The 25805-nt window shown below is 72.6% G+C and carries 24 protein-coding genes and 1 pseudogene; 7 read left to right on the top strand and 18 right to left on the bottom strand.

The window, feature by feature from the left end:
- Positions 1–438 precede the first annotated feature (438 nt).
- The 4 genes and pseudogenes from A0J59_RS22215 to A0J59_RS02195 form a co-directional block, all read right to left on the bottom strand.
- Positions 439–871, bottom strand: a pseudogene (locus A0J59_RS22215) (IS481 family transposase); the annotation flags it as partial.
- A gap of 1125 nt (positions 872–1996) precedes the next feature.
- Entirely contained in the window at positions 1997–2581 is a 585-nt protein-coding gene (locus A0J59_RS21440; protein WP_156532754.1) for a hypothetical protein, read from the bottom strand.
- Between the two features lie 284 nt (positions 2582–2865).
- Positions 2866–4122, bottom strand: coding sequence for an amidohydrolase (locus tag A0J59_RS02190; RefSeq protein WP_064315089.1), 1257 nt, complete (start codon positions 4120–4122; stop codon positions 2866–2868).
- A complete protein-coding gene (locus tag A0J59_RS02195) occupies positions 4119–5267 on the bottom strand; it encodes a mannose-1-phosphate guanylyltransferase (RefSeq protein ID WP_047233507.1) in 1149 nt (382 codons plus the stop codon). Before A0J59_RS02195 ends, A0J59_RS02190 begins: the two co-directional genes overlap by 4 nt.
- A 233-nt stretch (positions 5268–5500) precedes the next feature.
- On the opposite strand from A0J59_RS02195, the gene sdhC reads away from it, so the two are divergent.
- The 4 genes from sdhC to A0J59_RS02215 all read left to right on the top strand — a co-directional run bounded on the left by sdhC (position 5501) and on the right by A0J59_RS02215 (position 9010).
- The gene (gene sdhC, locus A0J59_RS02200) at positions 5501–5884 is read left to right on the top strand and encodes a succinate dehydrogenase, cytochrome b556 subunit (RefSeq protein ID WP_081772373.1); all 384 of its coding nucleotides are present in this window, start codon (positions 5501–5503) and stop codon (positions 5882–5884) included.
- Positions 5884–6345 (top strand): succinate dehydrogenase hydrophobic membrane anchor subunit, encoded by a 462-nt coding sequence (locus A0J59_RS02205; RefSeq protein WP_047233508.1) that lies wholly within the window; start codon positions 5884–5886, stop codon positions 6343–6345. Before sdhC ends, A0J59_RS02205 begins: the two co-directional genes overlap by 1 nt.
- 65 nt (positions 6346–6410) lie before the next feature.
- Entirely contained in the window at positions 6411–8243 is a 1833-nt protein-coding gene (gene sdhA / locus A0J59_RS02210; protein WP_064315090.1) for a succinate dehydrogenase flavoprotein subunit, read from the top strand.
- Positions 8243–9010: a succinate dehydrogenase iron-sulfur subunit gene (locus A0J59_RS02215; protein WP_047233510.1), complete on the top strand. Its 768-nt coding sequence runs from the start codon at positions 8243–8245 to the stop codon at positions 9008–9010. Before sdhA ends, A0J59_RS02215 begins: the two co-directional genes overlap by 1 nt.
- A gap of 104 nt (positions 9011–9114) precedes the next feature.
- Here the strand turns inward: A0J59_RS02215 and A0J59_RS02220 are convergent, their stop codons facing one another.
- The 7 genes from A0J59_RS02220 to sigE form a co-directional block, all read right to left on the bottom strand.
- Positions 9115–10269 (bottom strand): YihY/virulence factor BrkB family protein, encoded by a 1155-nt coding sequence (locus A0J59_RS02220; RefSeq protein WP_064315091.1) that lies wholly within the window; start codon positions 10267–10269, stop codon positions 9115–9117.
- Between the two features lie 10 nt (positions 10270–10279).
- Entirely contained in the window at positions 10280–10843 is a 564-nt protein-coding gene (locus A0J59_RS02225; protein WP_064315092.1) for a 2'-5' RNA ligase family protein, read from the bottom strand.
- Positions 10840–11931, bottom strand: a complete 1092-nt coding sequence (gene trpS / locus A0J59_RS02230) for a tryptophan--tRNA ligase (protein ID WP_082141314.1) — start codon at positions 11929–11931, stop codon at positions 10840–10842. Before trpS ends, A0J59_RS02225 begins: the two co-directional genes overlap by 4 nt.
- Before the next feature lie 71 nt (positions 11932–12002).
- On the bottom strand, positions 12003–12350 hold the full coding sequence (locus A0J59_RS02235) for a twin-arginine translocase TatA/TatE family subunit (protein WP_047233513.1): 348 nt from the start codon (positions 12348–12350) through the stop codon (positions 12003–12005).
- A gap of 9 nt (positions 12351–12359) precedes the next feature.
- Positions 12360–13814, bottom strand: a complete 1455-nt coding sequence (locus A0J59_RS02240; protein WP_064315093.1) for a S1C family serine protease — start codon at positions 13812–13814, stop codon at positions 12360–12362.
- The gene (locus tag A0J59_RS02245) at positions 13811–14770 is read right to left on the bottom strand and encodes a zf-HC2 domain-containing protein (protein ID WP_064315094.1); all 960 of its coding nucleotides are present in this window, start codon (positions 14768–14770) and stop codon (positions 13811–13813) included. Before A0J59_RS02245 ends, A0J59_RS02240 begins: the two co-directional genes overlap by 4 nt.
- Positions 14767–15393, bottom strand: a complete 627-nt coding sequence (gene sigE, locus A0J59_RS02250; RefSeq protein WP_047233516.1) for an RNA polymerase sigma factor SigE — start codon at positions 15391–15393, stop codon at positions 14767–14769. Before sigE ends, A0J59_RS02245 begins: the two co-directional genes overlap by 4 nt.
- A gap of 249 nt (positions 15394–15642) precedes the next feature.
- On the opposite strand from sigE, the gene A0J59_RS02255 reads away from it, so the two are divergent.
- Positions 15643–16248: an O-methyltransferase gene (locus A0J59_RS02255; RefSeq protein ID WP_255364897.1), complete on the top strand. Its 606-nt coding sequence runs from the start codon at positions 15643–15645 to the stop codon at positions 16246–16248.
- 29 nt (positions 16249–16277) lie between these two features.
- On the opposite strand, the gene A0J59_RS02260 is transcribed toward A0J59_RS02255, so the two are convergent.
- From A0J59_RS02260 to dapE, 6 genes are all read right to left on the bottom strand, one after another.
- Positions 16278–17906, bottom strand: coding sequence for a M17 family metallopeptidase (locus A0J59_RS02260; protein WP_064315095.1), 1629 nt, complete (start codon positions 17904–17906; stop codon positions 16278–16280).
- Positions 17907–18074 carry a DUF3117 domain-containing protein gene (locus A0J59_RS21040; protein WP_064506638.1) on the bottom strand — a complete coding sequence of 56 codons (168 nt, stop codon included), beginning with the start codon at positions 18072–18074 and terminating at the stop codon, positions 17907–17909. It lies immediately after the preceding gene.
- Between the two features lie 120 nt (positions 18075–18194).
- Positions 18195–19412, bottom strand: coding sequence for a hypothetical protein (locus tag A0J59_RS02265; RefSeq protein ID WP_082918672.1), 1218 nt, complete (start codon positions 19410–19412; stop codon positions 18195–18197).
- Entirely contained in the window at positions 19409–20395 is a 987-nt protein-coding gene (folP, locus tag A0J59_RS02270) for a dihydropteroate synthase (protein WP_082141315.1), read from the bottom strand. The genes A0J59_RS02265 and folP overlap by 4 nt, the downstream gene beginning before the upstream one ends.
- Positions 20396–20408: 13 nt before the next feature.
- Positions 20409–21245, bottom strand: a complete 837-nt coding sequence (locus A0J59_RS02275) for a TIGR00730 family Rossman fold protein (RefSeq protein WP_047233518.1) — start codon at positions 21243–21245, stop codon at positions 20409–20411.
- A gap of 10 nt (positions 21246–21255) precedes the next feature.
- The gene (gene dapE / locus A0J59_RS02280; protein ID WP_047233519.1) at positions 21256–22383 is read right to left on the bottom strand and encodes a succinyl-diaminopimelate desuccinylase; all 1128 of its coding nucleotides are present in this window, start codon (positions 22381–22383) and stop codon (positions 21256–21258) included.
- A 36-nt stretch (positions 22384–22419) separates the two neighbouring features.
- Here dapE and dapD point away from each other — a divergent pair, with 36 nt between their 5' ends.
- Together dapD and A0J59_RS21920 are read left to right on the top strand one after the other, a co-directional pair.
- Positions 22420–23412 carry a 2,3,4,5-tetrahydropyridine-2,6-dicarboxylate N-succinyltransferase gene (dapD, locus tag A0J59_RS02285; protein WP_047233520.1) on the top strand — a complete coding sequence of 331 codons (993 nt, stop codon included), beginning with the start codon at positions 22420–22422 and terminating at the stop codon, positions 23410–23412.
- A 31-nt stretch (positions 23413–23443) separates the two neighbouring features.
- A complete protein-coding gene (locus A0J59_RS21920; RefSeq protein ID WP_064315096.1) occupies positions 23444–24421 on the top strand; it encodes a hypothetical protein in 978 nt (325 codons plus the stop codon).
- A 78-nt stretch (positions 24422–24499) separates the two neighbouring features.
- On the opposite strand, the gene A0J59_RS02295 is transcribed toward A0J59_RS21920, so the two are convergent.
- Positions 24500–25798, bottom strand: coding sequence for a citrate synthase (locus A0J59_RS02295; RefSeq protein WP_047233522.1), 1299 nt, complete (start codon positions 25796–25798; stop codon positions 24500–24502).
- Positions 25799–25805 lie beyond the last annotated feature (7 nt).

The following is a 25805-nucleotide window of genomic DNA, read 5'->3' on the forward strand; positions in this document are numbered from 1 at the left end:
ACCGAGAAGGAAGAGCACTCGAGCACGGACTATGGCAGGCGAGTGCCGGCTACGCCGACGACAGTGCATGCGAGCGAACGATGAGAGGTCGGTGCCGCGACAGGCGCTCGTGGTCACAGTGCGGCTTCAAAGTGCGGATCCGACGGCGGAGAGAAGACCCGCGCACAGGGCACGACAGCCCCCGAAGCTCTCCGTTGCTGAGCCGAAACGCGTTGCACTAGACCGACAACACCAAGCACCGACCGGGGAGGGCAAGTTCACCGGTAGGCGATCGACGCTGGCGAGCTCACGTGCACGAACGGGCAGGAGAGCTACCGTTGGTACTGACGCGCGTGCGTGAAGCCCCGGACCGTCACCGCCACGAGAGTCCATGCCGCGCAGGCTCTGTCCCAAGGCCTACGTCCCGTCCCGGCTGGCGCGCCTGCGCTAGGTGTACGCATAGGCCCACATGGTGATCAGAGTGCGGTTGAGACGTTCGACCTCGCCGTTGGCCAGAGGCAGTGCGGCTTGATGAACTTCAGCTCGGCGCCGAGATCGGCCGCCTCGTCACCGAAGGCGTGGGACTGGCGGAAGTTCTTCGCGTTGTCACTCAGGACGCGCTGGATGGTGATGCTGTCCGTGGTGAAGACGCTGCGGCTGAGGTCAGGAACGCAGCGCAGGTAGTGCCAGTCGGGATCTCGGCTTAGGCGAGGCTGGAGTGGTCGTCGATCGCGGTGTGGACGTAGTCGTAGCCGTTCCCGGGGCCGCGGACCACCTCTAAACGACCATGGGCCCGCCACCCGCCACTGTCGGAGATACGGCCGAGCATCTTGACGTCGATGTGCACCAGCGAGCCGCGAGAGGGTGCTCGCCGCGGTGGGTGGCCATGCTGTGATCCGCGAGTGAACCCATCTCCGCGGCGATTTGCGCGACCGCGCGGCCCGCCGCGATCCGCTGGACCATGATCAGCCTCCCAACCGGAGTCGCTAGGCGCTAGCGCGAGACACGAGAGACCTCCGTTGGCAATACGCCGGCTTTGTGAGACAACCCCCACACGACCCCGAGGTCTCCCGCAATGTCAACAACACGCTGATTCAGTACAGCTAGGTCCGCCGGGGCGTCTTGCAGCATGTCGCCCCTGTCCCAGGAGTCGCCTGACGTTCCCGACATTGCACGTTCGAGCGACTCCGACACGCACACGCATGGCTCGACAGCGGCGTTTCCATTGTGCAATCGGTTGCAGAGACACGATGCTGCCGAAGTCCCTCGTGTACCGCTTCACCAACAGCTCGTCTGGCCGGCGAGCGCCGCGATGTCCTCGCGAGAACCCTTCCGTGCCACCGAACGTCAGCGGTCAACTGCTCACCACTCGACACCGGAACCAACACTAGTGCCGATCTCACGCGCGGGCATTCATGGGAGAACGCGATGACGAACAGCTCAAAGTTCAAGGATTAAGATCGCCTCGATCCCCGCGGCGAGTGAATCGAGGCGATCTCAACTAGGCAGTACGAGCCGATTCAGGTATTGCCGCCTTGGACAGAGACCCGTATGTCTGCCACCTGACCCGAAGCCAGATCTATCGACAACTGCGTGCGCTCAGACTCGAGCAGGAGTCGCGTTCGAGAGACAATTCCGTCGCATGGGACAGAGAAAGACCCGCCATCCTCATACACGACTTCAATATCGCCGCCGCCCTGGCACGCAAGGTAGGTTACGAAATCACTCGACAAAATGTCCACGCTCTCCCACCTGCCCGGCGAGACGTGCGCCGCGAAGAGCAGGTCCTCTCCGGGCGGAAGGCCCGCGCCGTCGCTCGAAGGCAGCAATGACGTGCTCGGAGGATTCCCCGTGCTGTCCTCGATTGCCGTATCGCCCAATGGAGAGAGACTGGCGGCGTTGCTATCGACACTCGAGGGATCCGAACTCCGCTGCGCCGACGAACTCGAACATCCAGCGAGAGCGAAGAGCAGGGCCGCAAGGATGACGAGCGTCTTGTGGACTCCCCGCACGGCCGTCAGTAGATGCTCCAGGCGGCACGCTGGGGCGCAGTTGACGACCAACTAACCGTCTTGATCGTCCCCGAGCCGCCGCCGCTGTAGCTGTACACCGTCTTCCCACTCATCTTCTCGGTGTATACCCCACGGTCGCACTTGACCGTCTTGCGTGCGGGAACTGAGAACGTCGCCGAAGTCGAGTAACCACTCGACAAGCTGGCCGAGAAGCCGTATCCAGCGGTGACGCCCATCTCCCCCAAGATGCCGGCCTTGACCTTCGCCTCGACCGACGCACTCACGGAGTGCGTATACGTCTTGCTAGTCGAAGCCTCACAGGTCGCCGAGATCGTCGCGGACGTTCCGTTGATCACCGAGTCGCGGTAGGCCACGTTAAACGTCGAACCCGCCCTGGAAGTGACTGTCGAACAGGCGCCGACATTGGAACTCACTGCGACGCACGTTTTAGCCGATGCCGGGGCGGCGAATCCAGCGCCCACCCCCGAGCCAACCAAAACAAAAAGCATCATTGCAGCGAGGCGGCGAATCAATCTCTTCAAGGTGCGCTCCCGATCCCTAATCGCAGGGTCGACAGAAATATAAGCCACCCTTGTGGACCCCCCTGCACGCCGGCGCGTTCGAAGGCTAGCGCAGCGCTCACCACCCGGTCAAGGGCTTCTTTATCACCTTCGCTTCGGAACGTTCGCCACCAAGGGCGCCGTCATTGCTCAGGCTTATCATTCAGGAGCGACGAGCCAGGGAGAGTTGAGGTGCCCACAGATCACTGGAATCGGCGGGGCCAACGCCGCTACCGGCGCAGTGCGGCAGGACCAGGCGCGAACTCATGATGACCAACCCACGGACCTGAACTCGTCATCTGTCGCGCACGGGCTCACGCCCGGGCGTCGGTCGGCGGTCCAGAGATGGGCCGTCCCGCGGCGACACGGGCGAGCAGTCGCATCCCCGCATCCACCGCGCGCTCGTCGACCTGGAGGTCGCCCTGGTGGATGTCGTAGCTGCGCCCACCGGGGGTCCGCGTGCCCAGCCGCGCCATCGCGCCGGGGACCTTGGTGAGGTACCAGGCGAAGTCCTCGCCGCCGAGCGACTGCTCGGTCAGGAGGATCGAGTCCGGGCCGAGGACGTCGCGCGCCGCCGCCTCGAGCAGGCCCGTGCAGCGCTCGTCGTTCTCCACGGGCGGGACGCCGCGCGTGTGGTGCACGGTCACCTCGACCTCGTAGGGCGCGACGACCTGCTCGACGGCGTCGTGCAGCACCTGCCCCGCGAACTCCCACGCGCGCACGTCCAGGCAGCGCAGCGTCCCGCGCACCGTCCCGGTGCTCGGGATCGCGTTGTGCGCGGACCCCGCGTGCACGGCGCCCCAGGTGAGGTTCACGCCCGAGCGGGGGTCGAGGCGCCGGCCCAGCACCGCCGGGACCTGGGTGATGACCTGCCCCAGCGCGTAGACCACGTCACCCGTGAGGTGCGGTCGCGAGGTGTGCCCACCGGGGGACGCGATGGTCACGGAGACCTCGTCGGACGCCGAGGTGATCGGACCGATGCGCGTCCCGATGCGGCCCACGTCGACCTTGGGGTCGCAGTGCACCGCGTAGATCTCGTCCACGCCGTCCATCGCGCCCGCGGCGAGGACGTCGAGCGACCCGCCGGGCTGGACCTCCTCCGCGGGCTGGAAGACGAGCCGCACGCCGCGGCGCAGCTCGCGCTGCGCGTGGAGGTCGGCGAGGACCAGGCCGGCCCCCAGCACCACCGCGGTGTGCACGTCGTGGCCACAGGCGTGCGCCACGCCGGGGACCGTCGAGGCCCACGGGAGGTCGCACCTGTCCTGGAGCGGCAGCGCGTCGAGGTCGGCGCGCAGGGCCACGCGCCCGGGCGACGACGCGTCGTCGGGCGTCCCGGTGGCCGTCGCGCCCCCCGGCTCGGGGCCGACGTCGCACACGAGGCCCGTGCCGGGCAGGAGCCGCGGCTCGAGCCCCGCGGCCCGCAGCCGGTCGGCGAGCAGCGCGGTCGTCCGCGTCTCAGCGCGCGAGACCTCCGGGTGGGCGTGGATGTCGCGGCGGATCGCCACGACCTCGTCCACGTGGCGCGCGGCGGCGGCGGCGATACGGGCGGCGAGGGTCACGTCGGCGGTCACAGGAGCTCGTCCATCCCGAGCTCGCGCACCGTCTCGACCATCGACTTCACCTGCTGGGCCCGGGCGCGCGTGGTGACGAGCAGCGCGTCCGGGGTGTCGACGACCACGACGTCGTCCAGGCCGAGCACCGTGACGACGCGATCGCTCGCGGGCACGACCACGGACCCGGCGCTCTCGCGACGGACGACGCGACCCGTGTCGCCGAGGACCTTCGACCCGGCACCGTCGACCGAGGGCAGCAGCGCGGCGAGCGAGTTGAAGTCGCCCACGTCGTCCCACCCGAACGTGCCGGGCACCACCGCCACGCCGCCGACGGCGGCGACCGGCTCCGCGACGGCATGGTCGATCGCGATCCGCTCGAGCGCGGGCCAGCGCTCGGCGAGCACGCGGCCGCGGTCGGGACCGTCCCACGCCGCGGCGATCGCGCGCAGGCCGTCGTGCAGCTCCGGGCGCTGGTCCGCGAGGTGCCCCAGGAGGACGGACGACCGGACGATGAAGATGCCGGCGTTCCACCGGTACTCGCCGGACGCGAGGTAGCGCTGCGCCGTCGTGGCGTCGGGCTTCTCCGTGAACCCGCGCACGTGCTGCGCGCTCGGCGCCCCCGTGACGCCGAGCGGCGCGCCGCTGTGGACGTACCCGAACGCCGTCGACGGTCGGGACGCGGCGATGCCGATCGTGACGACGTAGCCCGCGCGGGCCGCCTCCACCGCCTCGCGGACCGACGACTCGAACGCGTCGCGGCCCGTGATGACCTGGTCCGCGGCGAACGACCCCACCACCACGTCGCCGTGCCGCTGCTCGAGGACCGCTGCGGCGAGGCCGATCGCCGCCATCGAGTCGCGGGGCGACGGCTCCGCCAGGACGTTCTCGGCCGGGAGCCCCGGGAGCTGGGTGCGCGCCGCGGCGACGTGCCGGTCCCCGGTGACGAGGACCACGCCCTGCTCCCCCGCGAGCGGGACGAGCCGGTCGACCGTCGCCTGGAGCAGCGAGCGGCCCGAGCCGGTGAGGTCGAGGAGGAACTTGGGCGAGCCCGCGCGCGAGAGCGGCCACAGCCGCGTGCCCGCCCCTCCCGCCGGGACGACGGCGTGGAAGCCGGGGATCGGCGACGCGGCCGCGGCGGACGAGGGGTGAGGCGAAGAGGCCATGGGGGCAGCATAGTGAGGCGCGCAGTTCCCCCGCGGGCTGTGGGATCAGTCACAAACCCCCCGCGCAGGGCCGTTCCGCCGCCCCGGGCGGTCCGCATCATGACGCCGATGTCACTATGGTGGAAGCCCAGAGACCGATGCCGACGACGGTCCCGCGGTCCGGACTGAGGGAGTTCCGGGCCACGTCCGGAACGTGACATCTCCCCCTGATCTCGCCACAGGAGGCCCCCAAAGTGCCCAGTGCACCAGCTGGCACGCTCTACCGCGGCCGTGAAGGCATGTGGTCGTGGGTCGCGCATCGCGTGACCGGCGTGCTCATCTTCTTCTTCCTGCTCGTCCACGTGCTCGACACGGCGCTCGTCCGGGTGTCGCCCGAGGCCTACAACGCCGTCATCGGGACGTACCAGACGCCGATCATGGGCCTGGGCGAGGCGGGACTGGTCGCGGCCATCGTGTTCCACGCCTTCAACGGCATCCGCATCATCCTCGTCGACTTCTGGGCCAAGGGCCCGCGGTACCAGCGCACCATGCTCTGGATCGTCGTCGGCCTGTTCGTCGTGACGATGGCCGGCTTCCTGCCGCGTCACCTCATGAACGTCTTCGGAGGGGGGCACTGATGTCGACCACGACCACGGCCTCGGCGGTAGCGAGCCCGCGCGACCCGTACAAGCGCCGCAAGGCCACGCGCAGCAACTACGAGCTGTACAGCTGGATCTTCATGCGCGCCTCCGGCGTCGTGCTGATCGTCCTCATCTTCGGGCACCTCTTCGTCAACCTCATGGTGGGCGAGGGCGTGCACGCGATCGACTTCGGCTTCGTCGCCGGCAAGTGGGCCTCGCCGTTCTGGCAGATCTGGGACCTGCTCATGCTGTGGCTGGCCATGTTCCACGGCACCAACGGCGTCCGCACGATCATCAACGACTACGCCGAGCGTGACGGCACTCGCCTCGTCCTCAAGCTCGCGCTGTACCTCGCGTTCACGATCGTCACGGTCCTCGGCACGCTCGTGATCTTCACGTTCGACCCGTGCCCCGCGAACGCGCCGGCCGAGCTGCTCGCGTCGTTCTGCACGGCCTAGCACCCCCGCAACTCGCCCCCGTCTTCTCGCTCCACCCGGCTCTCTCCCAGGAGGCATCGACCCCGATGCAAACCCATCAGTACGACGTCGTCATCGTCGGCGCAGGCGGCGCCGGGATGCGCGCGGCGCTGGAGTCGTCCGGCAAGGTCCGCACGGCCGTCATCTCCAAGCTCTACCCCACGCGCTCGCACACGGGCGCCGCGCAGGGCGGCATGTGCGCCGCCCTCGCGAACGTGGAGGAGGACAACTGGGAGTGGCACACGTTCGACACGGTCAAGGGCGGCGACTACCTCGTCGACCAGGACGCCGCGGAGATCATGGCGAAGGAGGCCATCGACGCGGTCCTCGACCTCGAGCGCATGGGCCTGCCCTTCAACCGCACCCCCGAGGGCCGCATCGACCAGCGCCGGTTCGGCGGGCACACCCGCAACCACGGCGAGGCCGCGGTGCGCCGCTCCTGCTACGCCGCGGACCGCACCGGCCACATGATCCTCCAGACGCTCTACCAGCAGTGCGTCAAGCAGGACGTCGAGTTCTTCAACGAGTTCTACGTGCTCGACCTCATCACCGACCACGACCTGTCCACGGGCGAGATCGCCGACGGCGAGACCGTCACCGCGACCGGTGTGGTCGCCTACGACCTCGCGACCGGCGAGATCCACGTCTTCCAGGCGAAGGCGATCATCTTCGCCACCGGCGGCGCGGGCAAGATCTTCAAGACGACGTCCAACGCGCACACGCTCACGGGCGACGGCATGGCTCTCGCGTACCGCCGCGGTCTCCCGCTGGAGGACATGGAGTTCTTCCAGTTCCACCCGACGGGCCTCGCGGGCCTCGGCATCCTGCTGTCCGAGGCCGCGCGCGGCGAGGGAGGCATCCTCCGCAACGCCGACGGCGAGCGGTTCATGGAGCGCTACGCCCCGACGATCAAGGACCTCGCACCGCGCGACATCGTCGCCCGGTCGATGGCGAACGAGGTCCGCGAGGGCCGCGGCGCCGGGCCGAACAAGGACTACGTCCTGCTCGACCTCACGCACCTCGAGCCCGCGCACATCGACGCGAAGCTCCCGGACATCACCGAGTTCGCCCGGACCTACCTGGGCATCGAGCCGTACACCGAGCCCGTGCCCGTGTACCCCACCGCGCACTACGCGATGGGCGGCATCCCGACCAACGTCGAGGCCGAGGTCCTGCGCGACAGCCACAACGTCGTCAAGGGCCTGTACGCCGCCGGCGAGGTCGCGTGCGTCAGCGTCCACGGCTCCAACCGCCTCGGCACCAACTCGCTGCTCGACATCAACGTCTTCGGCAAGCGTGCCGGCCGCACGGCCGCCGCGTACGCCGCGACGGCGTCGTACACCGAGCTCCCGGAGAACCCCGCCGCGGCGGTGATCGCGCAGCTCGAGGAGATGCGCAACCGCCCCGACGGCGAGCGCGTCGCGGACGTGCGCAAGGCCCTCCAGGAGACGATGGACGCCAACGCCCAGGTGTTCCGCACCGGCGAGTCGCTCAACCAGGCCCTCGCGGACATCCGCGACCTCCAGAAGCGGTACAAGAACGTCTCGGTCCAGGACAAGGGTCGACTGTTCAACACCGACCTGCTCGAGGCCATCGAGCTCGGGTTCCTCCTGGACATCGCCGAGGTCACCGTCGTCGCGGCCATCAACCGCAAGGAGTCGCGCGGCGGCCACTACCGCGAGGACTTCCCGGACCGCGACGACGCCAACTACATGCTGCACACGATGGCGTACCGCCGCCCCACGTCGGCCAGCGACGTCGCCGACGGTCACGTCGCCGGCTACTTCGACCACGTCGAGGCGTTCGACGGCTACAAGGTCGCCCTGGGCTCCAAGCCCGTCACCCAGACCCGGTACGAGCCCATGGAGCGGAAGTACTGATGACTGCCACACTCGAGAGCCCCGCCCCCGAGGCCAAGGCCGGCGAGATCCCCTCGTTCGAGGTCACGCTCCGCATCCGCCGCTACTCCCCCGAGTCGGAGCACGGCGAGGACGCGTACTGGGACGAGTTCACCGTCCTGGCCCACGGCACGGACCGCGTGCTCGACGCGCTGCACAAGATCAAGTGGGAGCACGACGGCTCGCTCACGTTCCGCCGCTCGTGCGCGCACGGCGTGTGCGGGTCCGACGCGATGCGCATCAACGGGCGCAACCGCCTCGCGTGCAAGACGCTGCTGAAGGACGTCAACCCCGACAAGCCCATCACGGTCGAGCCCATCAAGGGCCTGCCCGTGGTCAAGGACCTCGTCGTGGACATGGAGCCCTTCTTCGCGTCCTACCGCGAGATCATGCCGTTCCTCATCACGTCCGGGAACGAGCCCAGCAAGGAGCGCCTCCAGTCCGCCGAGCAGCGCGAGCGCTTCGACGACACCACCAAGTGCATCCTGTGCGCGGCGTGCACGTCGTCGTGCCCCGTGTTCTGGACCGACGGCCAGTACTTCGGCCCCGCCGCGATCGTCAACGCGCACCGGTTCATCTTCGACAGCCGCGACGAGGGCGCCACGCAGCGCCTCGAGATCCTCAACGACAAGGAGGGCGTGTGGCGCTGCCGCACGACCTTCAACTGCACCGAGGCCTGCCCGCGCGGCATCGAGGTCACGAAGGCGATCCAGGAGGTCAAGCGCGCGATGATCACGCGCGCCTTCTGATCCCCCGCACGTCCCGCACGCAGGGCGCCGACCGTCACGGTCGGCGCCCTGCGTCGTCCCACCCCGGCTCGGGCGCGCGGCTCGGCGCCGCACGCGTCGGTCGGCTAGGTTCCGCGCGGGAGGCGGGCCCGACGGACCCCGCGGACGATCGGGCTCCAGGGCTTGCCGGACCCCTGGCCGGCACGGAGAAGCTCCTCCGTCGACGCGGCCACGGCGACGGAGCCCCCGGCCTCCTCGGTCGCCGCGTGCCGGGCGACCCGCACGTGCCGGGCGTCGGTCGTGGAGGTCCCGTCGACGACGGGGAGCTCGGGGCGGCCGTCACGGGCGTGCCGAGGGCCGTCGGGCTCGGGGTCGAGCGGGCGGGGCGGGTCCGCCATCCACGCGCACACCGCGAGGAGGATGCGCGCGGTGAAGTTGACGAGGATGAGGAGCGTGACGAGGACGGCGAAGGACGCGAGGAGTGCGTTCCGGCGGGCGCTGCCGGCGACGAACGACGACCCGAGGTAGCGGAGCACCCCGAACGCGACGGCGGCGGTGAGCGACCCGACGAGGAGGTCGCGGCGGCGTACGTGGACGCCCGCCAGGAGCGTGACCACCACGACGACGACCAGGGCGTCGAGCAGGATGCTCACCACCAGGCCGGCCCCGGTGACGAGGATCGCGGGTCCGCCGGAGAGCCCGAGCGCCTCCAGGAGCTGGTAGCCGATCGAGGAGACGGCGATGCTCGCGACGGCGGAGACGAGCATGCTCAGCGCCAGGAGGAAGAAGCCGAGGAGGGCGCGCGCCCGGGCGAGGACGGGGCTCTGGCCGACGTCGCTGACGCCGAACATCGTCCGGACGGCGCCGCGCAGGTGGTACATGAAGGAGACGACGGAGAAGAGCAGGACGACCCCGGCGACGATGCTCGTGACGCTGAGCCCGGGCTTGAGCAGCAGGAGGTCGGGGTCGATCACGCCCTTCTCCCCGTCGACCGCGATGAGGCCGGGGACGAGCTCGTTGATCTCGCCGAACACGGCGTCCATGAGCTCCTGGCTCCCGCCGAGGACCTGCATGAAGACCGTGTAGCCGATCGTCAGCGCGGCGAAGAGGGAGAACAGGGCCGAGTAGGCGATGCCGCCGCACAGCAACGCACCGCGGGAGTAGAGGTAGCGGTAGGTCGCGCGACCGGGACGGCTGTCCTTCCACCACTCGACGAGCGTCTCCACGCGCTCCCTCGTGCGCCGGACGACGCTGGGGGCGGCGGAAGGGGGCGACGTCACGCCCCGAACCTTACGAGGCGGTCGCGGTCCCGGCATCCGCGGTGAGCGGGAAGACCTGCTCCGGACGCCACACGCCGTCGTCGCCGTGCTCGTAGAGGGAGAACCCGGCGACCTCGAACCGCGCCTCGTAGGTGGCCATCTCGTCGAACGCGGCGTCGAGCGCGGCGTCCGGCACCTCGTGCGCGACGGTCACGTGCGGGTGGTAGTTGAACCGGAGGTCCTGGGCGAGCGGACCGGTACGGATGGTGCTCTCCAGGTGCTCGCACTCGGCGATGCCCTCGACCACCTGGATGAAGACCACGGGTGAGATCGGCCGGAAGGTGGCGCTGCCGCGCAGGTGGACCCGGAACGGTGCGGCGGTGGTGGCGACCGCGGTGAGGTGCGCCCGTGCCGCGTCGAGCTCGGCCGGGTCGAGCACCGTCGGCCCGAGGAGCGTGACGTGGGGCGGGATCGACCGTGCGAGCGGGTCGCCGAACCGTGCGCGCGCGTCCTGGAGCTGCGTCGCGAAGGGTTCGGGCACCTCGATCGCGATGCCGATCCGCACCTGGTCCGGCCCACGCTCCGGGAGGTTCACGCGGTCGGCCCTCCGACGGGCAGGAGGCCGACGCGGTCGTAGATGCGCGCGAGCGTCCCGGCGGCGATGTCGCGCGCCTTCTGGGCGCCCCGCGCGAGCACCGCGTCGAGCTCCGCAGGGTCGGCGAGGTACGTGTTGGCGCGCTCCTGGAACGGCACGAGGAAGTCGACCACGACGTCCGCGAGGTCGACCTTGAGCCGCCCGTACCCCTGGCCGTCGTACTCGGCGGCGATCGCCTCGACGTCGCGGCCCGTGAGCGCGGAGTAGATGGTGAGGAGGTTGGACACGCCGGGCTTGGCGACCGGGTCGTACCGGATCTCGGTGTCCGAGTCCGTCGCGGCGGACCGGATCCGCTTCGCGGCGACCTTCGGGTCCTCCAGGAGCCAGATGACGCCCTTGCCGTTCGACGACGACTTGCTCATCTTCGCCGTCGGTTCCTGGAGGTCGTAGATCTTCGCGACCGAGCGCACGATGTGGGCCTCGGGCACGACGGCGGTCCCGTCGCCGAAGCGGGCGTTGAGGCGCTCCGCGAGGTCACGGGTGAGCTCGAGGTGCTGGCGCTGGTCCTCCCCGACCGGCACGAGGGCCGCGTCGTACAGCAGGATGTCCGCCGCCATGAGGACGGGGTAGGTGAACAGTCCCACGGTCGTGCCGTCGGCACCCTGCTTCGCGGACTTGTCCTTGAACTGGGTCATGCGACCGGCCTCGCCGAAGCCCGTCTGGCAGGACAGCACCCAGGAGAGCTCCGCGTGCTGCGGCACGTGCGACTGCACGAACAGTGCGGACCGCTCCGGGTCGACACCGCCGGCGAGGTACTGCGCCGCCGTGCGGCGTGTGCGCTCGCGCAGGCGCTCCGGGTCGGGGTTGACCGTCAGGGCGTGGAGGTCGACGACGCAGTACAGCGCGTCGTAGGAGTCCTGGAGCGCGACCCACTGGCGCAGGGCACCGATGTAGTTCCCGAGCTGGAGCGAGTCCTCCGTGGGCTGCATGCCGGAGAGGATCCGGGGCTTGGTGCTCGTCGGGTTCCCGGTCGCCTGCGTGGTCTCCCGGACCGGTGCCGGACCGGTGTGCGTCGCCTCGATGGACATTGCCCCATTCTGACAGGTGGTACCTCGCCGGAACGAATCGCTGCCCGTCGCGCGGGCGGTCGGCGACGGCCTCAGGTGGCCTCGTCGTCGAACGGCGCCGGGCCGCCCTGCGGCACGGACGAGGCGGCCGGAGGCGGGGGCGGGGCGACCCGCTCGCGCACGGGCTCGTCGTCGAGGAGCGCCTCGCGCACGATCCGGCGCGGGTCGTACTGGCGGGGGTCGAGCTTCGACCAGTCGACGTCCCCGATCTCGTCCCCGATCTCGGCGTCCACGCGGGCCTTGGCGTCCCGCAGGTACCCGCGGGCGGACCGGACGAACGACCCGAGCTGCTCCGCGTAGCGCGGCAGACGCTCAGGACCGATGACGACGACCGCCACGACGAGGAGCACGACGAACTCGGCTCCGTTGATCCCGAACACGCCGACAGACTACTCGCTCGTGGCCTCGTCGAGGACGACGCGGACGTCGCGCTCCCGGTCGCCCGTGCGGACCCGCAGGGTCACGGCGTCCCCCGGAGCCTTCGCCCGGATGGCGACGATGAGCTCGTCCGACTCCGTGACGGGCCGGTCGTCGATGGAGAGGATCACGTCCCCGGGCCGGATCCCCGCGGCGTCGGCCGGTCCGTCGGGCGTCACCGCGGGGTTGCCGGCCTGGGCCTGCGTCGAGACCTGCACGCCCTCGCCCTGGTACCCCTGGTCGAGCAGCACGCCGATCACCGGGTACGTCGCGACGCCGTCGGCGATGAGCTGCTCCGCGGTCCGGCGCGCCTGGTTGGACGGGATGGCGAAGCCGAGCCCGATGCTCCCGGTCGCCGACTGGCTGCCCGGGGGCTGCGCGATGGCGGAGTTGATGCCCACGACCTCGCCGCGCCCGTTGACGAGCGGGCCTCCGGAGTTGCCGGGGTTGATCGCCGCGTCGGTCTGGATCGCGTTGATGAACGCGGTCTCGGCCGCGGCACCGGCCTGGACCGGCCGGTTGAGCGCGCTGATGATGCCCGTGGTGACGGTCCCGTTCAGGCCCAGCGGGGCGCCGACGGCGACCACGGGATCCCCGACGACGACGTCGTCGGAGTCGCCGAGCGCGAGCGGCGTGAGCCCCGTGTCCTCGACCTTGACCACCGCGAGGTCGTAGTCGACGGTCCGCCCGACCAGCTCGGCCGGGCTCTCGTGCCCGTCGGAGAACAGCACGACGACGTCCCCGCCGTCGGCGGCCGACGCCACCACGTGGTTGTTCGTGAGGATGTACCCGTCCTCGCGGAGGACGAAGCCTGACCCCGTGGCGACGCCGTCGGTCCCGCGGACCTGGAGCGAGACGACGCTCGGCAGCACCGTTGCGGCGATGTCCGCCACCGAGCCCGCGGGGCGGTCGGCCCCCGGCTCGACGCTGGCGGGCGGCAGGGCCGACGTGTAGGCGCCGGGCGAGTCCTGCCCGAGGAGCCGGTCGGCCGCGACCCCGCCCAGCGCGCCCGCCACGAGGGCGAGCACGGCGACGCCCGCCACCACGGCGGGACGCAGCCCGCGCCCGGGCGGCGGACCGGCAGCGCCCCGCGGGACCCCGACGAGCGTGGGGTCGACCGACCCGCCGGGTCGCGTCGGCGCCGACACCGGCTCGGGCTCGCCGAACGAGCGCAGGGTCTGCCACGGGTCTGCGGGCCCCGCCGCGCCAGTCGGCCCCGCGGCGGGGACCGGCGGCTGCGGGGCCGCGCCCGAGGGCGGGACGGTCGCGCCCGGCGGGGGCGGGACCGGGCCGGGCCCGACCGGTGCCGACGGCGGGACGGGCGGCACGCTGCGGTACGCCGACGGCGGTGCGAACGGGTTCCGTGCGGCGTCGGGCGCCCCGGCGTGCTCCGGGCCGGACTGAGGGCCGGTCTGGGGGTCGGTCATGAGGTGCCGAGCGCTCCTGTCATGGTCGTCCAGCCCCGGGAGATGCGCGCCGGGACCCCGGCATCGTAGTCACGCGCCGGGAAGGCCGCCACGAGGGCGGCGAGCGTCTCCCGCTCGGTGTCCGCGACGACGTCGATCACGGTGTCGCCGGACTGCCAGACCACGTGCCACGGTTCCTCGGACAGCACGTGCACCCGGCGGTCGCCGACGTCCCACGTCTCCGCGCCCGCGAGCGCGGCGGTGTCCAGGAGACCCGACTGCTCGCGCACCACGGCCTCGCCGCCCGGCGCCTCGAGGTCGATCTCGACGGTGCCGCGGGCCGCGTCGTCCCGGACGTCGACGACGATGAAGCCCTCCGGGAGCGCCGTGGGGCAGGTCCAGCCCTGGTCGTCGAGCGCCGCGAGCGCCGCGGTGCCGTCGAGAGCGGCTCCCTCGCCCTCGGCCTGGTCCGCCGTGCGCACCCCTCCCACGACGAGCGCCCCGGTGGCTCGGGGCGCTGCCTGTGCCAGCACGCTGAGCGGGTCGCTGCGGTGGAGCTCCGGGGTGACGAGCGGGCTCTCCCCCAGCGCGAAGAGGCCGACCGCCGCGACGCCGACCCCCCCGACGACGAGACCGACGACCCGGCGACGCACCGCTCCCCGGCGCACCTCCCCGCTCCACGCACCGCGCGGAAGCGGGACCGGCTGCGCCCAGGGGTCGCCCGTCACGGGCGCCGAGCGGAGCGGGTCGCCGTCGGTCGAGGGGATCTGGGCCGACAGGGCGAGCAGGCGCGCCGCGAGGTCGGGTGCGGGCTCGACCGGGCCGGCGCTGCTCAGGGCCCGCCGGGCGGCGCGCGCCGCAGACAGCTCGGCGGCGCACCGCGGGCAGCACGCCACGTGCTCGAGCGCACGCTCCGCCTCGGCGGGCGTGAGCTGCCCGTCGACGAGAGCGGAGAGGCGGGAGCCGAGGTGCGTCACGCCACCCCCCGGGCGGCCACGGGTGTCGGGACGTCGTCCGACGCCGGGCGGTCCGCGGGGTCGCGGTGCGGCAGCGCGGCGCGGAGCTGGGACCGCGCGCGGTGGATGCGGGAGCGGACCGTGCCGAGCTTGATCCCCAGCGTCACGGCGATCTCCTCGTAGGACAGGCCCTCGATGTCGCACAGCACGACGGCGGCCCGGTACTCGGGCGAGAGCGCGTCGAGCGCGCGCTGGACGTCGTGGTCGAGGTTGGCGTGCTCGAAGCCGCGCTCCGGCTGGGCCTCGGAACGGGCCGGGTACTGCCCGTCGTCGTCGCCCATGGCCTCCATGCGGATGCGCTGCTTGCGCCGGACCTGGTCGAGGAAGAGGTTCGTCGTGATGCGGTGCAGCCAGCCCTCGAACGTGCCGGGGGTATAGCTGGACAGCGAGCGGAACACCCGGACGAACGTCTCCTGCGTGAGGTCCTCGGCGTCGTGCCGGTTCCCGGTCAGGCGGTACGCGAGCCGGTACACGCGCGCCGAGTGCTCGCGAACGATCTCGTCCCACGACGGCGGCACCCACGCGCTCCCGTCCTGCGTCACGTGCGTGCTGGTTCCCGGTCGTGCGTCGTCCACGTCGTCCATCGTCCCAGAAGAACGCCCGGCACCGTCCCGGTGTTCCCCCTCTCGCGCGGGACGTGCGCGCGACGTCCACGGCCCGTGCACACACGCGCGGCGCGGGAGCGGGCCGCCGTGGGACGGGCCGGGTACGATCCGAGACAGCGCACCGCCAGGGGAACCCTCCCCGGGGCGCAGGCGCGGACGACGGACCACCAGGAGGCACCGATCACCAGCGACGTCGGCACCCACCGCAGCGCGAAGGCGGCGAGCTGGGTGTACAGCGAGGAGTTCGTCCCCGAGGACGAGGTCCTCCTGCGTGCGCGCGACCGAGCCGCCGAGCTCGGCTGCCCGACGGTGCTCCCCGGCGTGGGGGCGGTGCTCCAGGTACTCGCGGCGTCGCTGGCCGCCCGCGCGGTGGTCGAGATCGGCACCGGCACGGGCGTGGCGTCGCTCTGGCTCCTGCGCGGCATGCCGGCCGACGGCGTGCTGACGACGATCGACGTCGAGGTCGAGCACCAGCGCGCGGCCAAGGAGGCCTTCGCGGAGGAGGGCGTGCCCTCGGCGCGGACCCGCACCATCCCGGGTCGCGCGAGCGAGGTCCTCCCCCGGCTCACCGACGGCGCCTACGACCTCGTCCTCGTGGGCGCGGACAAGCACAGCTATCCCGAGTACGTCGAGCAGGGCCTGCGCCTGCTGCGCCCGGGCGGCGTGCTCGCGGTCGACGGCGCGCTCTCGCACGACCGGGTCGCCGACCCGGCGCGGCGCGACGAGGTGACGACGATCGTCCGCGAGGTCGGCCGGTCGCTGCGGTCGGACGAGCGCGTCCGGCCCGCGCTGCTCCCGAGCGGCGACGGCCTGCTGCTCGCCGTGCGCCGCTGAGACGTCCCGGCGGGCGAGGGACTCGACGGTCAGAGCCGGTCGAGCGCCTCGAGGAGGAGCCTGGCACCGTATCCCGTGGCCCCGGCGACGACCTCGTGCCGGTCGGCGGTCGCCCGTGCGGGTCCGGCGATGTCGAGGTGCGCCCAGGGCACGTCCCCGACGAACTCGCGCAGGAACAGCGCGGCCGTGATCGACCCGCCGCCCGGGCTCTCGACGGGCACGTGCCGCAGGTCGGCGACGTCGGAGCGCAGCGCGTCCGCGTAGTCCTCGACGAGCGGCATGCGCCACACCCGCTCGCCGGTGGAGAGCGCGGCGTCCTCCAGGGCGTCGGCGACGGCGTCGTCCGTCGCGAACAGCGCGCCGTGCCCGCGGCCCAGGCCGAGGCTCGCCGCGCCGGTGAGGGTCGCGACGTCGACGAGCACGTCGGGCGCGAGCTCGGCCACGGCGTACGCGACGGCGTCGGCGAGGACGAGACGGCCCTCCGCGTCGGTGTTCGCCACCTCGACCGTCCGGCCCGACCAGGTGCGCAGCACGTCCCCCGGGCGGTACGAGGCGGCGCCCACGTGGTTCTCGGCCAGCGGGAGCACCGCGGTGACCCGGCGGTCGGAGCGGGCGCGGGCAGCACCGAGCACGACCGCGAGCGCGACGGCCGCGCCCGCCATGTCGGTCTTCATCGGCACCATCGCCTCGCGCGGCTTGATGGAGAGTCCGCCGGTGTCGTACGTGATGCCCTTGCCGACGACGACCACGTGCCGGACGTCGGCACCGGCACCCGCAGGGAGGACCCCGTGGTCCGCCGGGTCGTAGGTGACGGTCACGAGGCGCGGTGGTCGTGCCGAGCCCGCACCTACGGCCAGGATCGCCCCGAAGCCCTCCGTGCCGAGCTCGGCGGGGCCGCGGACGGCCGTGTCCAGCCCGACCGCGTCGGCCAGCTCGACCGCGCGGTCGGCGAACCACGCCGGGTCCTTGACGTCGGACGGGACGTTGGCGAGGTCGCGGACCAGCCAGGTCGCCGCCGCAGCGCGGTGCGCGGCCTCGATCGGCGCCGTGACGTCGGGCCGGTCCTCGGGCGCGAGCAGGACGAGCTGCTCCGCGGCCGCCTCGGTCGCGGACGGTGAAGCCCCGCTCTGCCGGGGCTGGTCGTACGCAGCGAGCAGGTAGCCCTCGACGAACGCGCGGACCGCGTCGGGACCCGCGTCGGCGGTGGCGGCGCTGACGACGCGCTCCAGGCCGCGCGCCGCACGAGCGAGGGCCGCACCGGCGCGCCGCAGGTCCGACGCCGTCCCGCCGCCGACCCCGAGCAGCAGGATCCGCGGGGGCAGGCCCGCCCAGGGGAGCCGCGCCCCCGACCCCGCGTGCGCGCGCGGCAGGTCGACGCGCACGACCTCGCCGGACGCACCACGGAAGCTCCGCCCGCCCGCACGCTCGGCGAGCTCCGCGAGGTCGACGCCGTACCGCACCGTCGCGTCGACGGTGCCGGCACGAGGCTGCAAGCCGTCCTCGGCCTCGCGCGGGGGCGCGACGGCCACGACGACCGCGTCGACCTGCGCGTCGTCGAGGAGTGCCGCGTCGCTCAGAGCGCCCCGGGCACCGACCACCTCGGGCAGCGTGCGCGGCAGCCCGGGGAGACCGGAGGCCCGGCGCTCACGTGCGGGCAATCAGCCCACCACGGCCTGGAGCGCCTCACCCAGCTCGCTGGCCTCGGTCGCGTTGAGCTCGACCACCAGGCGTCCGCCACCCTCGAGCGGGACCCGCATGACGATGCCTCGCCCTTCCTTGGTGACCTCCAGCGGCCCGTCACCCGTCCGCGGCTTCATCGCAGCCATCGATGGCACTCCATTTCCGTTGTCCCGAGTCCACCCCGCACGCGCGAGGAGGGGCGTCCGACCTCGGACGACGCCCGGGGACAGTCTAGTTCACCCGTACCGACATCCCGGGCGTCCGGGTCACGGCGGCCAGCCGGACGGCGGGACGAGCCGCCAGAGCGACCACACCCACCACACCTGACCCGCGACGCCGGCGACGGTCACGGCGGCCAGCCACAGACGAGACCGCGTCCATCCGACGGTCACCGCCGCGAGCGGGAAGGCGAGCAGCAGGAACCGCACGAGCGACGTGCCGGGCTGGATCGCCGCGACCAGGTAGGCGAGGTACGCGCCGGACCACGCGTGCATCTCCGGTCCGAGCCGCGCCGCGCCGGGGTTGAGCACGAGGGCGGCCGTCGCGAGCAGCACGAGCACGAGGACCCACGGGCCGGCGTCGCCCATCAGCCAGCGCGACACGTCGACCCACGGGACGACCGGCACGACCTCCGCTCCGCCGCGCCATGCCTCCTGCGTGCGGAAGTACCCCTGGTGCACGCCCGTGACGACGCTGCACGCCCACGGCCACACGAACCCGCTCGCCAGGGCGACGGCGAGGAGACCGCTCACCCGCGCGGCGTCGGGCCCGCGCAGGTCGCCGCGCCGCCAGCGCACGATCCCGTGCCACAGGACGACCGCCGCCATCGGCAGCGCGACGGCGCGGGAGAAGCCGAGGAGGACGACGACGAGCGTGGCCCACCCGTAGCGGCGCCGCGCCAGCAGCAGGAGCGCCGACGCCACGAGGAGGAGCGCGAGGGACTCCGTGTACGCGACCTGGAGGACGGGGCTGGACGGGAAGACGCTCACGAGCAGGACGGTCGCCAGCGGCAGGCCCGGCCTGCGCTCGACGGCCGCGGCGCCCGCCGTCGCGACCAGCCGGTGGATCACGAGGACGGCGCCGGCACCGCACACGAGCGCGACCGTGGGCGCGAGCATGTCCCACCCCAGACCGGTGACGGCGTCGAGGGCACGGACGAGCGCCGGGAAGAGCGGGAAGAAGGCCCAGACGTTCTGCTCGACGGCGCCGTCGGGACCCACGGGGAGCGTGTCGGGGTAGCCGGACCCGTAGATCTGCTCGTACCAGCTCGCGTCCCACATGCGCGCGACGTACGGCAGGTACGACGGCGCGGCGTCCGTCCAGGGGTTCGCCTCCTGGGACCTCGCGACGACGAGGAGGATCACCGCGCTCACCGCGCGCGCGAGGCCGTACACCGCGAGGACCTGCACCCACCACGGCCACGAGGTCGGGCGGAGCAGCCGCGGACGCTCGCCCGGACCGGCCGCGACGCGCCGCGTGGTCACGCGAGGCCCCGCAAGGCGACCGCCGGAGGGATCTCGTCGCGCACCGCGGCGACGAGGTCCAGGACGCGCCGGGTCGCCGCGACGTCGTGCGCGCGGAAGACGCGCGCGCCGAGCCACGCGGCGAGGGCCGTCGCGGCGAGGGTGCCCTCCAGCCGCTCGTCGGCCGGGAGGTCGAGCGTCTCGCCCACGAAGTCCTTGCGGGACAGCGCCATGAGGAGCGGGAACCCGAGGCCTGCGAGGACCTCTGTCCGACGCAGGAGGTGCAGGGAGTGCCACGTGTTCTTGCCGAAGTCGTGCGTGGGGTCGACGAGGACCGACGCCCGCGGGACCCCGCACGCGACCGCCCGCTCGGCCGCCGTACGGAGGGTCGCCACCACGTCCTGGACGACGCCGTCGCGCGGGTCCGCGGCGCCGGGCCGGGCGGGGTACGCGACGCGGAACGGGTCGGTGCGAGGAGTCGCGCCCCCCGTGTGCGAGCACACCACCCCGACGCCGTGCTCGCCCGCGACCTCGACCAGGCGGGGGTCGTGGCCCGCCCACGTGTCGTTGATGAGGTCGGCGCCCGCGAGCGCCGCCTCGTGCGCCACCTCGGCCCGCCACGTGTCGACGCTCACGAGCAGGTCGGGGAACTCCGCACGGACCCGCGCCACGAAGGGCACGACGCGACGGACCTCCTCGTCGGGCGTCACCACGGGACCGACGCCTGCCCGCACTCCCCCCACGTCGAGGATCTCGGCGCCCTGGACGACAGCGCGCTCGACCGCCGCGAGCGCGTCCCGGTCGTCGAGCTGGCGCGCGCCCGCGTAGAACGAGTCGTCGGTGCGGTTGACGATCGCCATCACCGCGGGCCGCTCGAGGACCCGCCCGCGCAGCACGAGCGACGTGCCACGAGGTGGGACCCCGAGGGGAGGCAGCGGTTCGGGTGCGTCGTCGGAGTGCCCGCCCGACGGCTCCGCGGGCGCGTCGGGGGCGGGTGGGGTCATCGCGCCGCGGCCCTCAGCTCGCGTCGCCGGCCTGCGCCCGGGCGAGCTCCTCGGTGGCCTCGAGCTCCTCGGCGCGCAGCTCGGCGCCGCGGTCGCACACGTACTCGACGGCCTCGGCGGGGTCGTCGCACAGGTGGACGAGGTCGAGGTCGTGCGCGCTGATCATGCCGCGTCCGGCGACCGCCGTGCGGGCCCACTCGAGCAGCCCGCTCCAGTAGTCCGTGCCGACGAGCGCCACCGGGAACTCGGTGATCTTGTGCGTCTGGACGAGCGTGAGGGCCTCGAACAGCTCGTCGAACGTGCCGAACCCACCCGGGAGGACGACGAAGCCCTGCGCGTACTTGACGAACATCGTCTTGCGGGCGAAGAAGTAGCGGAAGTTCACGCCGAGGTTCACGTACCGGTTCATGCCCTGCTCGAACGGGAGCTCGATGCCCAGACCGATCGACAGCCCGCCCGCCTCGGACGCGCCCTTGTTGGCCGCCTCCATGATGCCCGGGCCCCCGCCCGTGATGACGGCGAAGCCCTCGTCGACGAGGCGACGGCCGACGTCCTCGGCGAGCGCGTAGTCCGGGTGGTCCGGCTTGGTCCGGGCCGACCCGAACACCGACACGGCCGGGCCGACCTCCGCCAGCGCGCCGAAGCCCTCGACGAACTCGCTCTGGATGCGCATCACGCGCCACGGGTCCGAGTGGACCCAGTCCGCGCTGCCCCCCGTGTCGAGGAGGCGCTGGTCCGTCGTCTGGCGGGGGATCTGGTCCCCGCGCAGCAGCACCGGCCCCTTGCGGTACCCCGTCCCCGCCTGGGGCAGGCCGTCGTCGGAACCCTGGTCACGCACCGTGTCGCTCATGGTCACGAGCCTAAGCCGCAGGGGTGGCCGTGAGCCACGCACGCAGCGCGTCGCGGCACAGCGCGAGCTCGCCGACCGGGCAGCGCTCGTCGTCCTTGTGCGCGAGCAGCGGGTCCCCCGGGCCGAAGTTCACCGCGGGGACGCCCAGCTCGGCGAAGCGCGCGACGTCGGTCCAGCCGTACTTCGGCGCCGGCGCGCCGCCCGTGACGCCCAGCACCGCGGCGGCGAAGTCCGCGGCGAGCGGGTCGTCGAGCCCCGGTCGCGCGCCCGCTGCGACGTCGGTGAGGACGACCTCGAAGCCGGCGAAGAGCTCGCGCACGTGCTGCTCCGCCTCGACGACCGTGCGCGAGGGCGCGAACCGGAAGTTCACCGTGACGACGCACTCGTCCGGCACGACGTTGCCCGCGATCCCCCCGGCGATGCCGACCGCGTTCATGCCCTCGCGGTAGACCAGACCGTCGACCTCGATCTGCTGCGGGACGTACGCGGCCAGGCGGTCGAGCACCTCGTGCGCCGCGTGGATCGCGTTGGCGCCCGTCCAGGAGCGCGCGGAGTGCGCCGCGACCCCGGGGACGCGCACGTCGACCCGCAGCGTGCCGTTGCACCCGCCCTCGAGACCGGCGGACGTCGGCTCGCCGAGGACCGCGAAGTCGGCCGCGAGCAGGTCGGGACGGTTGCGCGCGAGGCGCCCGAGCCCGTTGAGGTCGGACGCGACCTCCTCGTTGTCGTAGAACACCCACGTCACGTCCTGCGCCGGGGCGTCGAGCTCGGCCGCGAGCGCGAGCGCGACCGCGACGCCGCCCTTCATGTCGACCGTCCCACGGCCCCAGACCTCGGCGTGCGCACCCTCCCCCACGACTCGCGTGGGCAGGTTCGGCGGGTCCGTGAGGGGCACCGTGTCCAGGTGGCCCGCGACCACGACGCGCCGCTCCCGGCCGAGCGACGTGCGCGCGACCACCGTGTCGCCGTCGCGCACCACCTCCAGGTGCCGGTACGCACGCAGCGCCGTCTCGACCGCGTCCGCGAGCGTCCGCTCGTCGCCGCTCACCGACGGCGTGTCGCACACGGCGCGGAAGAGCGCGACGAGGTCGCCGCGGAGGTCGAGCACGGGCAGGGCGGCAGCGGTGGGAGAGGTCACGCCAGCACCCTACCGGCGGCGGATAGGGTGGGGCGCATGACTTCTGCGACCCCCGCGACCGCCCCCTCGGCGGCCGCGTCCGAGCCGCGTACGGCGTGGGGCTACGGCCTGGCGACCGTCACCGACGACGGCACGACCCTCGACGTCTGGTACCCGGCCCCGGCGCTCGGCGCCGCGCCGGCGGACACGACCGTGCCCGCCTCGCTCGACGCGCTCGCCGAGCGCGACGAGCTGCGGGGCGTGGACGTCGTCGTGGTCCGGACCGAGATCGACCTCGACGCCGCCCCCGCCGACACCGCCGACGCGTACCTGCGCCTCCACCTGCTCTCCCACCGCCTCGTCGCCCCGCACGGGCAGAACCTCGACGGGCTCTTCGGCGTGCTGACGAACGTCGTCTGGACCAACCACGGCGCGTGCGCGGTCGACGGCTTCGAGGAGACGCGACTGCGCCTGCGCGCGACCGGGCAGACCGTGACGGTGTACGGCGTGGACAAGTTCCCGCGCATGGTGGACTACGTCGTCCCCTCGGGCGTCCGCGTCGCCGACGCCGACCGGGTCCGGCTCGGGGCCCACCTCGCTCCCGGCACGACCGTCATGCACGAGGGCTTCGTCAACTTCAACGCCGGGACGCTCGGCACGTCGATGGTCGAGGGCCGCATCTCGGCCGGCGTCGTCGTCGGCGACGGCTCGGACGTCGGCGGCGGCGCGTCGATCATGGGCACCCTCTCCGGGGGCGGCCGCGAGGTCATCTCCGTCGGGCAGCGCTCGCTCCTCGGCGCCAACGCGGGCCTGGGCATCCCCCTGGGCGACGACTGCGTCGTCGAGTCCGGCCTGTACGTCACCGCCGGGACCAAGGTGACCGTCGTCGGTCAGACGGACGCCGCGGGCGGGCCCCTCGTCGTCAAGGCGCGCGAGCTCTCCGGCCGCTCCGGCATCCTGTTCCGGCGCAACTCGCTCACCGGCGGCGTCGAGGCCGTGTCCCGCACCGGCGCCGGCGTCGAGCTCAACGCCGCGCTGCACGCGAACTGACCCACCACCGACGAGCCCGACGGCGTCCCGCATGACCACGACCCGAGCCTCCCGTCCCCGGGACCTGCCGGACGTCGGCCGTGCGCGCTCCCGGCGCCGCCCGCTCCGCACCGTCGTCACCCTCCTCACGGTGGCCGCGGTCGGGGTGGGCGGCGTCGTCGTCGCGCTCAACCGGCTCGACGACGAGACGCCCGTCGCCGAGCGCTGCGCCGCGACCGCCGACGGCCGCACCTGGTACCTGTCCGTGACCCAGGCGGACAACGCGGCGCTCGTCGCGGGCACGGCCGTACGCCGCGGACTGCCCGCCCGCGCCGCGACGATCGGGCTCGCGACCGCGCTCCAGGAGTCCCGGCTCGTCAACATCGACTACGGCGACCGCGACTCCGTCGGCCTGTTCCAGCAGCGCCCGTCCCAGGGCTGGGGCAGCGTCGAGCAGATCATGGACCCCGTGTACTCGGCCAACGCGTTCTACGACGTGCTCGAGACCGTCGAGGGCTACGAGGGCATGGAGGTCACGGTCGCGGCGCAGACCGTCCAGCGCTCCGCGTTCCCCGACGCGTACGCGCAGCACGAGCCCCGGTCGCGCGCCTGGGCGTCCGCGCTCACGGGCTGGTCGCCCGCCTCGCTGACGTGCGACCTCGCCCCCGTGGCCGCGACCGAGGTTCCCTCCGACGGCGACCCTGCGCAGCCGTTCCGAGACCGCCTGGCCCGCGACCTCGGCGACGGGGCCCAGGTGTCCCCGTCCGACGGCGGAGACGGGGGCACCGTGCAGGTCGACGCCTCGGGCCTGCCCGCCGCGGGCGAGGACGGCGGTCCGGACCGCGCCGCGTGGGCCGTCGCCCAGTGGGCCGTCGCCACCGCGAACGCGGCGAACGTCGTCACCGTCGAGGTCGGTGACCGCCGCTGGTCCCGCGAGGACTCGACGTGGAGCCCGATCGACCCCGACGAGCTCGCCCCGCTCGACGCGGGCCTCCTCCGCGTCCACGTCGCCGTCCCCGACGAGGCGTGACCGGCGGCTACCGGAGACGACGGACGCCGCGCCACTCACCCCGTGGGGTGAGTGACGCGGCGTCCGGAGGAGCGGGCGTCAGCGGTCGGAGACCGGGACGTAGTCGCGCTCGGTCTCGCCGACGTAGACCTGGCGCGGGCGGCCGATCTTGGTCTGCGGGTCCTTCATCATCTCGCGCCACTGCGCGATCCAGCCGGGCATGCGGCCGAGCGCGAAGAGCGGCGTGAACATCGCGGGCGAGAAGCCCATGGCCTTGTAGATGAGGCCCGTGTAGAAGTCGACGTTCGGGTAGAGCTTGCGCTCGATGAAGTAGTCGTCGTTGAGCGCGATCTCCTCGAGGCCCATGGCGATGTCGAGGAGCTGGTCCTTCTTGCCGAGGGTCGAGAGCACGGCGTCGGCGGACTTCTTGACGATCGCCGCGCGCGGGTCGTAGTTCTTGTAGACCCGGTGGCCGAAGCCCATGAGGCGGACGCCGTCCTCCTTGTTCTTCACCTTCTTCATGAAGGTGTCGACGTCGTACTCTGCGCCGGCGATCTTGTCGAGCATCGTCAGCACGGACTCGTTGGCGCCACCGTGCAGCGGGCCGGAGAGCGCGTTGACGCCCGCCGCGACGGAGGCGTAGAGGTTGGCGTGCGACGAGCCGACGACGCGGACGGTCGACGTCGAGCAGTTCTGCTCGTGGTCGGCGTGCAGGATGAGCAGCTTGTCGAGCGCGTCGACGACGACCGGGTCGGCCTCGTACTGCTGGTACGGCGTCGCGAACGTCATGCGCAGGAAGTCGTCGACGTAGCCGCGCGAGTAGTCGGGGTACAGCAGCGGCTCACCGACGCGGCGGCGGTGCAGGTAGGAGGTGATGGTGCGCGACTTCGCGAGGAGCAGGACCGTCGCGAGCTCGACCGTCTCGTCGTCGAACGGGTCGAGCGACTCGGGGTAGAACGTCGACAGCGCGTTGATCGCGGACGAGAGCACGGCCATCGGGTGGGCGCCCCGCGGGAACGTCCCCATGAAGGTGCGGAAGTCCTCGTGCACCAGCGTGTGGCGGTTGACGCGCTCGACGAAGGCCTCGAGCGTCGCGGTGTCGGGCAGCTCGCCGTGGATGAGGAGGTACGCGACCTCGAGGAAGCTCGACTGCTCCGCGAGCTGCTCGATGGGGTACCCGCGGTACCGCAGGATGCCGGCGTCACCGTCGATGTAGGTGATGCTCGACTCGCACGACGCCGTGTTCATGAAGCCCGGGTCGACGGTCACGAGACCGGTCGACTTGAGCAAGGAGGACACGACGATGCCGTCGTTGCCGTCGGTCGCCGCGACCACGGGCAGGTCCTGCGCCTGGTCGTCGACGAGGAGGCGGACCTTCGCCTGCTGAGTGGTGGTCATGGTTCCC

This window comes from Cellulosimicrobium sp. I38E, assembly GCF_001647255.1.
In the GTDB taxonomy this organism is placed as follows: Bacteria; Actinomycetota; Actinomycetes; order Actinomycetales; family Cellulomonadaceae; genus Cellulosimicrobium; species Cellulosimicrobium cellulans_E.